The sequence below is a fragment of the Burkholderia sp. BCC1985 genome (assembly GCF_905339915.1).
Classification (GTDB): Bacteria; Pseudomonadota; Gammaproteobacteria; order Burkholderiales; family Burkholderiaceae; genus Burkholderia.
Genome location: NZ_CAJPGY010000004.1, coordinates 134,383 through 146,191, shown reverse-complemented (window position 1 = coordinate 146,191; position 11,809 = coordinate 134,383). Strand labels below are relative to the sequence as shown.

At 70.4% G+C, this 11,809-nt stretch carries 10 protein-coding genes; 6 read left to right on the top strand and 4 right to left on the bottom strand.

From position 1 onward, the window contains the following. Positions 1–4: 4 nt before the first annotated feature. The 3 genes from soxC to U4Z31_RS05515 all read left to right on the top strand — a co-directional run bounded on the left by soxC (position 5) and on the right by U4Z31_RS05515 (position 3,126). A complete protein-coding gene (gene soxC, locus U4Z31_RS05525; protein WP_321809672.1) occupies positions 5–1,264 on the top strand; it encodes a sulfite dehydrogenase in 1,260 nt (419 codons plus the stop codon). After that, positions 1,257–1,814, top strand: coding sequence for a cytochrome c (locus tag U4Z31_RS05520; protein WP_321809671.1), 558 nt, complete (start codon positions 1,257–1,259; stop codon positions 1,812–1,814). Before soxC ends, U4Z31_RS05520 begins: the two co-directional genes overlap by 8 nt. 112 nt (positions 1,815–1,926) lie before the next feature. Then, entirely contained in the window at positions 1,927–3,126 is a 1,200-nt protein-coding gene (locus tag U4Z31_RS05515) for an LLM class flavin-dependent oxidoreductase (protein WP_321809670.1), read from the top strand. 2 nt (positions 3,127–3,128) lie between these two features. Here U4Z31_RS05515 and U4Z31_RS05510 read toward each other — a convergent pair whose 3' ends face one another. Together U4Z31_RS05510 and U4Z31_RS05505 are read right to left on the bottom strand one after the other, a co-directional pair. Next, complete coding sequence (locus U4Z31_RS05510; protein ID WP_044843485.1) at positions 3,129–4,493, bottom strand: LLM class flavin-dependent oxidoreductase; 1,365 nt, start codon at positions 4,491–4,493, stop codon at positions 3,129–3,131. A 40-nt stretch (positions 4,494–4,533) separates the two neighbouring features. Beyond that, on the bottom strand, positions 4,534–5,751 hold the full coding sequence (locus U4Z31_RS05505) for an acyl-CoA dehydrogenase family protein (RefSeq protein ID WP_321809669.1): 1,218 nt from the start codon (positions 5,749–5,751) through the stop codon (positions 4,534–4,536). 513 nt (positions 5,752–6,264) lie between these two features. Between U4Z31_RS05505 and U4Z31_RS05500 the strand changes: the two genes are divergently transcribed. Next, positions 6,265–8,454, top strand: a complete 2,190-nt coding sequence (locus U4Z31_RS05500) for an ATP-binding protein (protein WP_321809668.1) — start codon at positions 6,265–6,267, stop codon at positions 8,452–8,454. An 82-nt stretch (positions 8,455–8,536) separates the two neighbouring features. Here U4Z31_RS05500 and U4Z31_RS05495 read toward each other — a convergent pair whose 3' ends face one another. Then, on the bottom strand, positions 8,537–9,247 hold the full coding sequence (locus U4Z31_RS05495) for an MgtC/SapB family protein (RefSeq protein WP_124485856.1): 711 nt from the start codon (positions 9,245–9,247) through the stop codon (positions 8,537–8,539). Positions 9,248–9,628: 381 nt separating this feature from the next. On the opposite strand from U4Z31_RS05495, the gene U4Z31_RS05490 reads away from it, so the two are divergent. Then, positions 9,629–9,913, top strand: a complete 285-nt coding sequence (locus tag U4Z31_RS05490) for a helix-turn-helix domain-containing protein (RefSeq protein ID WP_044843467.1) — start codon at positions 9,629–9,631, stop codon at positions 9,911–9,913. Beyond that, positions 9,903–11,207 (top strand): HipA domain-containing protein, encoded by a 1,305-nt coding sequence (locus U4Z31_RS05485; RefSeq protein ID WP_044843466.1) that lies wholly within the window; start codon positions 9,903–9,905, stop codon positions 11,205–11,207. Before U4Z31_RS05490 ends, U4Z31_RS05485 begins: the two co-directional genes overlap by 11 nt. A gap of 174 nt (positions 11,208–11,381) precedes the next feature. Here U4Z31_RS05485 and U4Z31_RS05480 read toward each other — a convergent pair whose 3' ends face one another. Then, entirely contained in the window at positions 11,382–11,765 is a 384-nt protein-coding gene (locus U4Z31_RS05480) for a hypothetical protein (RefSeq protein WP_321809667.1), read from the bottom strand. Positions 11,766–11,809: the final 44 nt, after the last annotated feature.

The window sequence follows — 11,809 nt, the reverse complement described above, 5'->3', positions numbered from 1 at the left end:
TCTCATGACCGACTCTCCTTCCCGCCCACGCCGCACCGGCCGACGCGCGGCGCTGCGCCAGCTCGCCGGCGGCTGGGCCGCCGCGATGCTGCCGGCCGGCGGCGCGCTCGCGGGCCAGCCGCTCGCACCGCTGGACGTGCCGCCGTGGACGCGCACGCCTGGCGCACCGCTGCTGTCGCCGCCGTATGGCCTGCCGGGCGCGCACGAACGCGACGTCATCCGTCGCAGCGCGCGCACGCCGGCGTTGCCCGGCTCCGGCTCGTCGATGACGCCGCTCGCCGACCTGTTCGGCGACATCACGCCGAACGGCCTCGTCTACGAGCGCCATCATGCGGGCGTGCCCGATATCGATGCGCAACGCCACCGCGTCGTCGTGCACGGCCTCGTGCGCGAGCCACGCAGCTTCACGCTCGACGACCTGCTGCGCTTTCCGTCCGAATCGCGGATCCACTTCCTCGAATGCTCGGGCAATACCGGCAGCGAATGGAACGGCCCGAGCGGCCTGCCCGTCCAGTTCACGCACGGATTGCTGTCGTGCTGCGAATGGACGGGCGTGCGGCTGTCGACGCTGCTCGACGAAACGGGCGTCGATCCGGCCGCGCAGTGGCTGCTCGCCGAAGGCGCGGACGGCGCGGCGATGACGCGCAGCCTGCCGCTCGACCGGATTCTCGAACGCGCGCTCGTCGTCTATGCGCAGAACGGCGAACGGCTGCGCCCCGAGAACGGCTACCCGGTGCGGCTGATCGTGCCGGGCTTCGAAGGCAACACGAACATCAAGTGGCTGCGGCGGCTGAAGCTCGTGCGCGCGCCGGAGATGACGCGCGAGGAAACGTCGAAGTACACGAGCCTGCTGCCGAACGGCTGCGCCCGCCAGTTCGTGTTCGAGATGGACGCGAAATCGGTGATCACGCGCCCGTCGGCCGGCCACCGGCTCGCATCGCACGGCTACTACCCGATCAGCGGCTATGCGTGGTCGGGGCGCGGCCGGGTGCGCGCGGTCGACGTCTCGACCGACGGCGGCCGCACCTGGCGCGCCGCACGGCTCGCCGGCGACGTGCGCGATCGCGCGCTGACGCGCTTCGAAGCCGACTGGGTCTGGAACGGCGAGCCCGCCGACCTGCAAAGCCGCGCGACCGACGAAACGGGCTACGTGCAGCCGACCCGCGACGCGCTCGTCGCCGCGCGCGGCGTCAATTCCCAATACCACTACAACGGCATCCAGAACTGGCGCGTCGGCGCGGACGGGGAGGTGCGCAATGCGTAACACGATCGTGCGTCGGCTCGCGTCGTGTGCGGCCGTGTCGGCCACGTTCGGCGCGCTCGCGTTGTCTGCGCTACCCGCGTTCGGTGCCGGCTTCGGCCTCGGTCAGCCGGTCGACCGCGCGGCGCTCGCCGCATGGGACATCGACGTCGCGCCCGACGGCAGCGGCCTGCCGCCCGGCGCGGGCACGGTCGCGCGCGGCGCGCACGTGTTCGCCGACAAGTGCGCGATGTGCCACGGCGCCGGCGGCCAGGGCGGCGTCGGCGATCCGCTCGTCGGCGGCCTCGGCTCGCTGGCCGGCGCGAAGCCGAAAAAGACGGTCGGCAGCTACTGGCCGTATGCGACGACGCTGTTCGACTACATCCGCCGCGCGATGCCGTACAACGCGCCGCAGTCGCTGAGCGCGGACGAAGTCTATGCGGTCACGGCCTACGTGCTGCACCTGAACGGCATCGTGCCGGACGACACGACGCTCGACGCGCACACGCTGCCGCGCGTCAGGATGCCGAACCGCGACGGCTTCGTGCCCGACCCGCGACCGGGACGACTGTGACGCGACGCGATCCACCGGCCGGCACGACGCAGAACGGCCCGGCAAGACTGCCGGCATCGCGTGCCGGATTTTTTCGTTCGGCGCCAGCGCGCCGCGCAGGGAGGAGCCTACCTTGACCGACACATCCGCCGCGACCCGGGCCGACGCGCCGCTCGTGGCGTCGCCGTTCGTCGACGTCCGTTCGCCGGCCGATTTCCCCGCCAGCCCCGCGTCGCGCGTGCTCGCGCAGCCGCTGATGCTCGGGCTGTTCCTGCCGATCCAGGCCGGCGGCTGGAGCGCCTCGACGCTGCCGCGCTCGACCGACTGGACGTTCGACTACAACGCCGACCTGGTCGCGCGCGCCGAGGCGCTCGGCTTCGATCTCGTGTTCGCGCTGTCGCAGTGGTTGCCGAAAGGCGGCTACGGCGGCGTGTTCGACGGCCAGGCGCTCGACTCGTTCATGACGCTCGCGGCGCTCACCGCGCGCACCGAACGGATCATCCTCGTCGCGACGAGCCACGTGCTCTACGGGCCGTGGCATCCGCTGCATTTCGCGAAGTTCACGGCGACGCTCGATCACATCTCGCGCGGACGCTGGGGCATCAACGTCGTGACCGGCCACCGCGCGATCGAACACGAGATGTTCGGCTGGAACCGGATCGAGCACGACCGTCGTTACGAGATGGCCGCCGAGTTCGTCGACGCGGTCAGCCAGCTGTGGGCCCAGCCGGACAACTTCAGCTATGCGCCCGCGCTGTCGAGCTGGCGGCTCTCCGGCGCGTTCGTCACGCCGAAGCCGCGCTACGGCCGCCCGCTGCTGATCAACGCGACCGGCTCCGACGCCGGCATCGATTTCGCGGCCCGCTATTCGGACATCGTGTTCGTCACGAGCCCGGCCGGCCCGGACGTCGATCTCGCGCTGGACGCGCTGCCCGCGCATACGGCCCGCGTGAAGGCGGCCGCCGCCGCGCGCGGCAGGACGATCCGCACGCTGCTCAATCCGCTCGTGATCTGCCGCGAGACAGCGGCCGAGGCGCGCGCGTACCGCGACGCGATCGTCGCGCATGCGGACGAAGGCAGCTTCCACCGCTTCGACAGCGACGCCCATGCGTGGCGCGGCGGCTTCGAACAACGCGCGCAGGCGGCCGCGCGTGCGATCGGCGGCAACATCTCGATCACGGGCTCGCCCGAGGAAGTTGCCGACTACATCGTGCGGCTGCATCGCGCGGGCATCGACGGCATCCAGTTGAGCTTCTACGACTTCAGGCCGGATCTCGACTTCTTCGGCGCACGCGTGCTGCCGCTGCTGCGCGACGCCGGCCTGCGGCGCTGAACTCAGGCCGCCGCGGCGCCGGGCACGGCCGACGCGCGCCGCGCCGCGGGGCGCCGCAACCCGAGGTGATCGCGCAGCGTGCTGCCGGCGTAGTCGCTGCGGAACAGCCCGCGACGACGCAATTCGGGCAGCACGAGCGCGATGAAATCGTCGAGGCCGCCGGGCAGGGTCGGCGCCATCACGTTGTAGCCGTCCGCGCCGTAATGCACGAACCGTTCCTCGAGCGCATCGACGATCTGCTCCGGCGTGCCGACGAGCTGCCAGTGACCGCGCGCGCCCGCGATGCGCAGGTACAGCTCGCGGATCGTCAGGTTCTCGCGGCGCGCGAGCTCGAGCGTCAGCGTCTGCCGGCTCTTGCTCGCATTCGTTTCCGGCAGCGGCGGGATCGGGCCGTCGAGCGGATAGGCGGACAGGTCGACGCCGCCGGTCAGGCCCGACACCAGCGCGAGCCCGACCTTCGGGTCGATCAGCGCCTGCAGCGCGTCGAACTTCTCCTTCGCCTCGCTCTCGGTGCGACCGACCACCGGAAAGACGCCGGGCATGATCTTCAGCGTGTCGGGGTCGCGGCCGAACGCGGCGAGCTGCCCCTTCACGTCCGCGTAGAACGCGACCGCGTCGTCGAGCGTCTGCTGCGCGGTGAAGATCACCTCGGCCGTGCGCGCGGCCAGCCGCGTGCCGGCCGCCGACGAGCCGGCCTGCACGATCACCGGTTGCCCCTGCGGCGCGCGCGGCACGTTCAGCGGCCCGTCCACCCGGAAGAAGCGGCCGCGATGAGCGAGCACGTGGCGCTTGTCCGGGTCGAAGAAGCGGCCGCTGGCACGGTCGCGCACGAACGCATCGTCGTCCCAGCTGTCCCACAGTCCGCGCACGACGTCGGCGAATTCCTCCGCGCGCGCATAGCGTTCGCCGTGATCGAAATGCGCATCGCGGTTGAAGTTGCGCGCTTCGTGCGCGCTCGACGACGTGACGAGGTTCCATCCGGCGCGGCCGCCGCTGATGTGGTCGAGCGACGCGAACTTGCGCGCGATGTGGAACGGCTCGTTGAAGCTCGTCGACGCGGTGCCGACGAGGCCGATGCGTTCGGTGACGGCCGCGAGCGCCGACAGCAGCGTCAGCGGCTCGAACTGCGCGACGTAGCTGTGCGCGGTGCGGCTCAGGAATTCGACGTCGTCGCCGCGCGTGCCGACGCCGTCCGCGAGGAACACGAGGTCGAACTTCGCGGCCTCGGCCGCCTGCGCGAGCCGCACGTAATGACGAAAGTCGACACCGGCGTCCGCCTGCGAGCCGGGATGGCGCCACGCGGCGATGTGATGGCCGGTCGGATACAGGAACGCGCCGAGGTGCAGGTGGCCGGTGCGGGTCGTCATCGGGGGAGCTCCCGGAAAGTGGGCTGCGGGCGCAGCGGAATCAGAACACGCGTCCTTCGGTCAGGTGCGTGGTCACGCCGTTCAGGTCGTAGTCGCCGATCACCCGCGCCTTGTGCAGCAGCGGGTTGTGGCTGAAGATCGTGCGCAGGTTGCGCCAGTGCCGGTCGAGGTTGTGCACGCGCGCGGTCGCCGACGCGCCGCCCACTTCGAACAGTCGTTCGGCCGCGTACAGCGCGAGCTTGCCGACAATCAGTTGCGTGCGCGCGGTCGCGAGCGCGCTGTCGAGCACGCGTTCGTGCGCGTCCGCCGCGCCGGCCTCGATCGCGTCCGCGGAGCGGTCGAGCGCACGCGCGTTGTCGCGCACGAGCGCGTCGATCGCATGGCTGTGCGCCGACAGCTCGCCGACGATCTGCTGGATGAAATGATCGTCGCGCGCGCTCGCCGCCGGGCTGTGCAGCACCGGCCGGCCATGCTCGAGCACGTAGCGGCGCGCGTCGGCCACCACGTTGCGCACGATGCCCGCGCCCGTCGCGACGAGATGAAGCTGCCGCAGCGCGCCGCAATGGCGGCCGACGAGCGTCGAGCCGTCGCGGGCCGCGACTTCGTCCGCGAATACCTGCACGTCGTGCAGCAACAGGCTGCCGCTCGCGGTCATGCGCTGGCCCATGCCGTCCCAGTCGTCGAGCACCTGCACGCCGTCGCGCGCGACCGGGATGATCACGGCGAGCGCGTCGCCCTGCTCGTTCTCCACGTTGATGCGCGCGAAATCGGCAAACGCGGTGCCGGTCGAATAGTATTTGCGGCCCGTCACGCGATGGTGCGCGCCGTCGCGGCGCAGCACGGTCGTGTTCTCGCCCGGCCGCGACGTGCCGCGCTCGGTCGACGCGCCGCCGAAGATCGCGCCGGCCAGCGCGCGCTCGATCTGCACGTCGTTGAACGGCGTGCGCGGCGACAGCCGCAGCGTCTCGGTCAGGTCGTAGTGGATGCGCAGCGCGTGCGCGAGATTCGAATCGGCGGCCGCGAGCGTCGCGATTGTCTCGAACAGGTCGACCAGCGTGCCGCCCAGGCCGCCGCGTTCGACCGGAATCCTCAGCACGCCGAGCGCGGAACGGCGAAAGAGTGCGAAGCCTTCGAACGGCAGTTCGCGACGCGCCTCGCGTTGCGCGGCGTCGCGCCCGATCGCCGTCGCGAGTTCGGGCAGTGCGGCGAGCGCGGCGCGCAACGCGTCGTGCGGTTCGGCACCATGACGGGCATTCATGCAGCGGTTCCTCATCGTCGAAAAGCGACGGCCCGCCGCACGATTGCGCAGGCCGTCGCCGCAGCCCGCAGGCAGCACCGAAAAGTATAGGGACGCATCCGGTGCGCGTGAAAAACCGATTTCAGCTTTGGTTATGCGTGCGCCGGGAATGCGGCGCGCACGCGCATCGATACGGTCAGTGCGGGATGCCCCAGCGGCGCACCGTCACGCGTTCGAGCGTATCGAACACGTCTTCACCCGCAGTTAAAGATCGCTGCTCCGACGGCGGGGCCGGCAGGCGGGCGTCCGCCACCCGACGCGGGCTTTCTGCAGTATTTACAAATGCAGCGCCATCCGGCACCGCCCGCGTGGGCCGGGCCGATGCCACGGCGTCGCCGGGCATCGGCGCCGGTCCGGCACGCAGCTTGCGCGCGCCGGACCGGATATGGCCGCGGCACGGAATCGCCGGCCGCCAACGGCATTGCCTGGTCGTGAGCGATGAAAACAGTCCCTCCCCTGCTGGAATCGGCACCAATGCGGGCCGATCACTTCGTCCAGTTCTACGAGTCCGACGCGCAGCTCATGTCGGAAGTCGCCGTGTTCGCGGCCCAGGCGCTGAGCGCCGGCGGCAGCGCGATCGTGATCGCGCGGCCCGCCTGCCTCGCCGCGGTGCACGAACGCCTGCACACGCTCGGTGCATCGGCCGGCGGCGCGGCCCGCGGCCGCATCTTCATGTCGAGCGCGCATGCGCTCCTCGACAGCTTCATGAATGGCGACCTGCCCGACCCCGCGCGCTTTCGCCGCTCGATCGGCACGATCGTCGAAGCGGCGATCCGCGCCGGCCGGCCCGTGCATGCGTTCGGCGAAATGGTCGCGCTGCTGTGCGCGCGCAACCGGTACGCCGCGGCGCTGCGGGTGGAAGCGCTATGGAACGCGCTGATCGAGCGGTACCGCTTCTCGCTCTACTGCGGCTATCCGCACGATGCGTTTGCGAGCGCCGAGCAGTCGGAGATGTTCCGCCACGTATGCGCGCTGCACCGCCGCATCCTGCCCGTCGCATCGCTGCGCGACGACGAAGGCGGGCTGTACCCGACGCTGGCGCTGGCGCAGCAGCGCTCGCGCGCGCTGAGCGACGAGATCCGCCGCCGCGAGGATGCCGAACAGCAACGCAACGGCGTCCTGATGCACGCGCCATTGCCGATCGCGCTGCTGTCGGGCCCCGCGCACCGGATCGTGCTCGCGAATCACCGCTTCTCGGCCTTGTGCGGCCGGACCGACATCGTCGACCAGCCGCTGACGGCGGTGCTGCCCGGCGGCGATGCGCCCGAGATCGTGCGCGCGCTGGAAGCCGCCCGCGCGCAGGGCTGCTCGACGACGATCGGCGAGCACCGCGACCGGCCCGAGCCGGACGGCGCCCGCGTGTATCGGCTGCATTTCAATCCGCAGCCGCTCGCGGACGGGCTGGGCGTGATCGTCAGTGCGGTCGAGGTGACCGAGCACGTCGCCGCGCGCGAGAAGCTCGTCGCCGCGAACGCGGAGCGCGACCGGCTGCTGGGTGAGCTGCGCGACGCGAATCAGGCCAAGGACCAGTTTCTCGCGGTGCTCGGTCATGAGCTGCGCAATCCGCTGACGCCGATCTCGCTCGCGCTGGAGCTGATCCGCAACCGCGACGGCCACGCGACGCCGAACGAGATCGCGATCATCCAGCGCCAGCTCGATCACATGGTCCGGTTGATCGACGACCTGCTCGACGTGTCGCGCATCACGCGCGGCAAGATCACGCTGAAGAAGGAAGCCGTGCGGCTCGCCGACATCGCCGACCGCGCGGTCGAGATCGCGAGCCCGCTGCTCGAGCAGCGCCGCCACCGCCTGCAGGTCGACGCCGATCCGGACGCGCGCTGCCACGGCGACCCGGTGCGGCTGTCGCAGGCCGTCGCGAACCTGCTGACCAACGCGGCGAAATACACGCTGCCGGGCGGCGTCATCACGCTGCGCGCGGCGCGCGGCGCGGACGACACCGCGATCGTCGAGGTGTGCGACAACGGCGCCGGCATTCCGCGCGATCGTCTCGACAGCATCTTCGAGCCGTTCTACCGGCTCGACGGTGAAGCGAAACAGGCGCATGGCGGCCTCGGCATCGGCCTTGCGCTCGTGCGCAGCCTCGTGACGCTGCACGGCGGCACGGTGCGCGCGGACAGCGCCGGCCCCGGCTGCGGCAGCACGTTTACGATCACGCTGCCCGAATACCGGCCGAAAACGGTGGCGGTCACCGTGCCGCAGCCGCCGCCCGGCATCCGCGATCTGGCGCCGGGCCGCACCGGCCGGCGCGTGATGCTGGTCGACGACAACGAGGATGCCGCGTCGACGCTCGCGCAATGGCTGCGCGAGGCCGGTCACGAGGTCGCCGTCGTGCACGACCCGGTCACCGCGCTGGCCGCGTACCGCGCCTATCGCCCCGACGTCGCGATCCTCGACATCGGGCTGCCGGTGATGGACGGCTACGAGCTGCTGCGGCGGCTGAAGGCGATCACCGAGGTCACGCCGTGCATCTTTCTCGCGCTGACCGGTTATGGCCGCAACGCGGATCGCGAACGCTGTCTCGCGACCGGGTTTCTGCAACATTTCGTGAAACCGGTCGACCCGGCCGCGCTCCATCTCGCGATGAGCCGGCCGGGGACGGACGGCGATGCGCACGACGGCGCCGGTGCGGAAGCCGGGCGCTGAACGCTGAACGCTGCCGGATCCTGAATGCCGAATGCGGCACGAGGCACGCAACCAGCCGACGTTCCGGCAAGCGCCGTGCGCCTCAGTTCTCCTCGGAACAGCGGATCGACGTCAGGCCGGCCGATTCGACGATCCGGATCAGTTGACGCAGCATCGCATCGGCGTCGGCCGGTTCGCGCCACTTCACGAGCAGTTCTTCCTCGCGCAACGCACGCGCGGCCGTTTCGCGAAAACCGCGCGTGCGGCACGCGAAGCCCGCATTGTGCAGCCCGGTCGTCAGGCGCTCGCGCGCCGTCGAGCCCAGTTCGTACTCGACCGTGACCAGCGCAGTCCTGACGCTGCGCACGCGCTGCTCGACCAACCGCAGCGGCCATACGACCAGGAGGGCGAGTGCGAGCCCGAGCGCGCCGAGCGACAGCTGGCCGCCGCCGATGCACAGTCCGACGACGGTGACGAACCACAGCGTCGCGGCCGTGGTCACGCCGGATACGAGGCCGTCGCGATGCAGGATCGCGCCGCCGCCGATGAAGCCCATCCCGGTCAGGATGCCGAGCGGCAGGCGCATCGGGTCGAGCACCGAGAACCCGTCCTGCGGCTTGCCGGCCTGCAGCAGCAGCGCATTGACCTGCAGCATCGCCAGGCACGCGGCGAGACAGACGAAGATCGTCGTGCGCAGCCCTGCCGTCTTGCCGGATTCGCTGCGATCGAGGCCGATCAGCCCGCCCGCGACGAGCGCCAGGACGATCCTGACGAGGACCGCATCCCACTGAAGTACGACCGGCATCGGCTCCATGCGCGCCTCCCTGCAAATCTTCTTGCGTGATGCGTCGCGGCGTGGCCGCGGACGACGCTTGCGGCGCGCAAGGTTCGGGCCCGGCTCGCGCGCCTGTCGCAGTGTCGGCGTGTCGCCGCGCGCACGGCTAGCGCCCTGACCGCTCAGTCGTCGCGCGCGCATGCGACCGGGCCGCCGTCACGGTCCCGTCCTTCTCCGCATCCGTTCGGATACGAAAATCGCCTGCGTCACGATTTCGCGCCTCTCGGTATCCGATCGGGTACGAAACGGCGCACCGGCTCCCCGGTTCGCCGCTCCGTTCCTGTACGGATACGAAATGATGCCCCGGCCGGCGAGTTGTGCAATACTGTTCCCGATCAGATACGAAGCATGGAGAACGTCATGTCGGAGTCCCAGTCCGTCGACACGATCGGCGCGCTCGCCCACCTCATCCGCGCGGCGCGGCTCCAGCAGGGGTTCACGCGCGACGAACTCGCGAACGCGACCGGGCTGTCGCCGAAATTCATCAGCCAGGTGGAAGGCGGAAAGCCGACCGCGCAAATCGGCAAGGTCATGCTGCTGCTCGGCGAACTGGGCGTGCGCCTGTACGCCGAGTCGTCGGTCGAGATTTCGGAGGCCACCGCGCTGAAGGCCGCGCAACGCCGCAGGAGCAGCCATGGCGGCTAGAACGCTGATCGCGTCCGCCAACGGTGTGCGCATGGGCACGCTGACCGACGACAAGGGCATCTGGTCGTTCGCGTACGACCCGCAATGGCTCGCGTCCCCGGCCGCCTATCCGCTGTCCCCGGCGTTCGCGCTGCGCGCCGGCCCCTACACCGACACGTCGACCGATCGCCCGGTCCAGTGGTTCTTCGACAACCTGCTGCCCGAGGAAGGCATGCGCACCTCGCTCGCGCGCGAGGCGAAGGTCGACGCCGCCGACGCGTGGGGCCTGCTCGCGTACTTCGGGCGCGAATCGGCCGGCGCGCTGACGCTGCTGGCCGACGGCGAACGGGAAGCGCCCGGCAGCCTGCAGCCGCTGCCGCTCGACGAGCTCGAACGCCGGATCCGGGCGATGCCCGAGCGCGCGCTGACGGCCACCGCGCCCAAGCGCATGTCGGCGGCCGGTGCGCAGCAGAAGCTGCTGCTGGTGCTGCGCGGCGATGCACCCGACTACGCGCTGTACGAGCCGGTCGGCAGCGAGCCGTCGATGCACCTGCTCAAGCCGGACATGCGCGCGGCCGGCTACCCGCACTCGGCGATCAACGAATTCTTCTGCATGAAGCTCGCGCAGAAGATGGGGCTCGACGTCCCCGACGTGCACTTCCTGCGCGCGCCGTCCGCGTGCTACGTGATCGACCGGTTCGACCGCGACGTCGCGTCGGCGCCGGCCGCACGCGTGCATACGATCGACGCGATGCAGTTGCTCAACTACGACCGCGGCTTCAAGTACCAGCGCGCGAACGCGCAGGAGCTCGCCCGCGCGATCGAGCGCACCAGCACGCGCGCGCTGGCGCGCCTGTCGGTGTTCCGCTGGACCGTGTTCAACGTGGTGGTCGGCAATGCCGACGCGCACCTGAAGAACCTTTCGTTCTTCGTCGACGCGCGCGGCTACCGGCTCGCGCCGTTCTACGACATCGTCAGCACGGTCGTGTATCACACGCCGACGCACCGCCCCGACCATCGCGGCGATCACTGGCCGCACTGCGAATTGACGATGCCGCTCGGCAACGCGACGCGGTTTGTCGAGATCGATGCGGCCGCGCTGATCGCGTTCGGTCAGGCGCTCGGGCTCAGGGAGAAAGCGGCGGCAAGCGAACTGCAGCGCTTTCTCGAACCGCTCGATCGCCATGTCGCGCAGACGCTCGAGGAAGTGCGGGCAATCGCACGCCCGGACGCCGGCGAGACGCGGCTGCTGAATTCGATCGCGGCGATGCCGATCGCGGAGATGGGGCGCGCGCTTCGGCCGACGCACGGTTGAGGACGGGCATGAAGCATGCACATGGGTGCGCCGGTCCAGGTGGATCGCCAATCCGACGTCCGGCGTCGGTCGGGTGCCCCATTCCGCGATCGTTGCCGCCGTGCCCGCCCCGCGCCGGCATGTCGGCAGACGCGAACCTGCGCCCGCCGCACGGCCGGGCGCCGAACCGCTCGGTCAGCGGATCGGCGGCGTCGAACTCAGCTTCTCCGACAGCATCCGTTCGTACACGCCGAAGTGCAGATCGACCTCCTTTTGCGTGACCGGGGTGACCGTGATGTTGATCTGCTCGGGCAACAGGCCCAGCACGACCGCGACCGCGGCTTCAAGTTGCGGTGCACAAGCCCTGTCCTCCGCCATCGTCGTGCCGACCAGCACGTCGTAGGTCTTTTCCTGCCGGCAGACGATCTCGACGAGTCGCGCCCGCGCGCTCATGTTGTTGTCGATCGCGAGCCTGACGACCTCGGTCACGGTGCGCATCGTCTCGGTCGGAAAGCCCTTCGTCGAGCGCAGCCGGATACGATGCCTGCCCAGCGTAAGCCAGTCCGTATCGAATTCCATGGCGTCCTCCGCATGCAGTTCCAAGCCGCTGCGATGATAGGTTC

What these genes read in the sequence shown, in the direction of transcription:
- soxC (WP_321809672.1), top strand. Translation starts at nt 5, where the DNA reads ATGACCGACTCTCCTTCCCGCCCACGCCGCACCGGCCGACGCGCGGCG.
- U4Z31_RS05520 (WP_321809671.1), top strand. Translation starts at nt 1,257, where the DNA reads ATGCGTAACACGATCGTGCGTCGGCTCGCGTCGTGTGCGGCCGTGTCG.
- U4Z31_RS05510 (WP_044843485.1), bottom strand. Translation starts at nt 4,493, where the DNA reads ATGACGACCCGCACCGGCCACCTGCACCTCGGCGCGTTCCTGTATCCG.
- U4Z31_RS05505 (WP_321809669.1), bottom strand. Translation starts at nt 5,751, where the DNA reads ATGAATGCCCGTCATGGTGCCGAACCGCACGACGCGTTGCGCGCCGCG.
- U4Z31_RS05500 (WP_321809668.1), top strand. Translation starts at nt 6,265, where the DNA reads ATGCGGGCCGATCACTTCGTCCAGTTCTACGAGTCCGACGCGCAGCTC.
- U4Z31_RS05495 (WP_124485856.1), bottom strand. Translation starts at nt 9,247, where the DNA reads ATGGAGCCGATGCCGGTCGTACTTCAGTGGGATGCGGTCCTCGTCAGG.
- U4Z31_RS05490 (WP_044843467.1), top strand. Translation starts at nt 9,629, where the DNA reads ATGTCGGAGTCCCAGTCCGTCGACACGATCGGCGCGCTCGCCCACCTC.
- U4Z31_RS05485 (WP_044843466.1), top strand. Translation starts at nt 9,903, where the DNA reads ATGGCGGCTAGAACGCTGATCGCGTCCGCCAACGGTGTGCGCATGGGC.
- U4Z31_RS05480 (WP_321809667.1), bottom strand. Translation starts at nt 11,765, where the DNA reads ATGGAATTCGATACGGACTGGCTTACGCTGGGCAGGCATCGTATCCGG.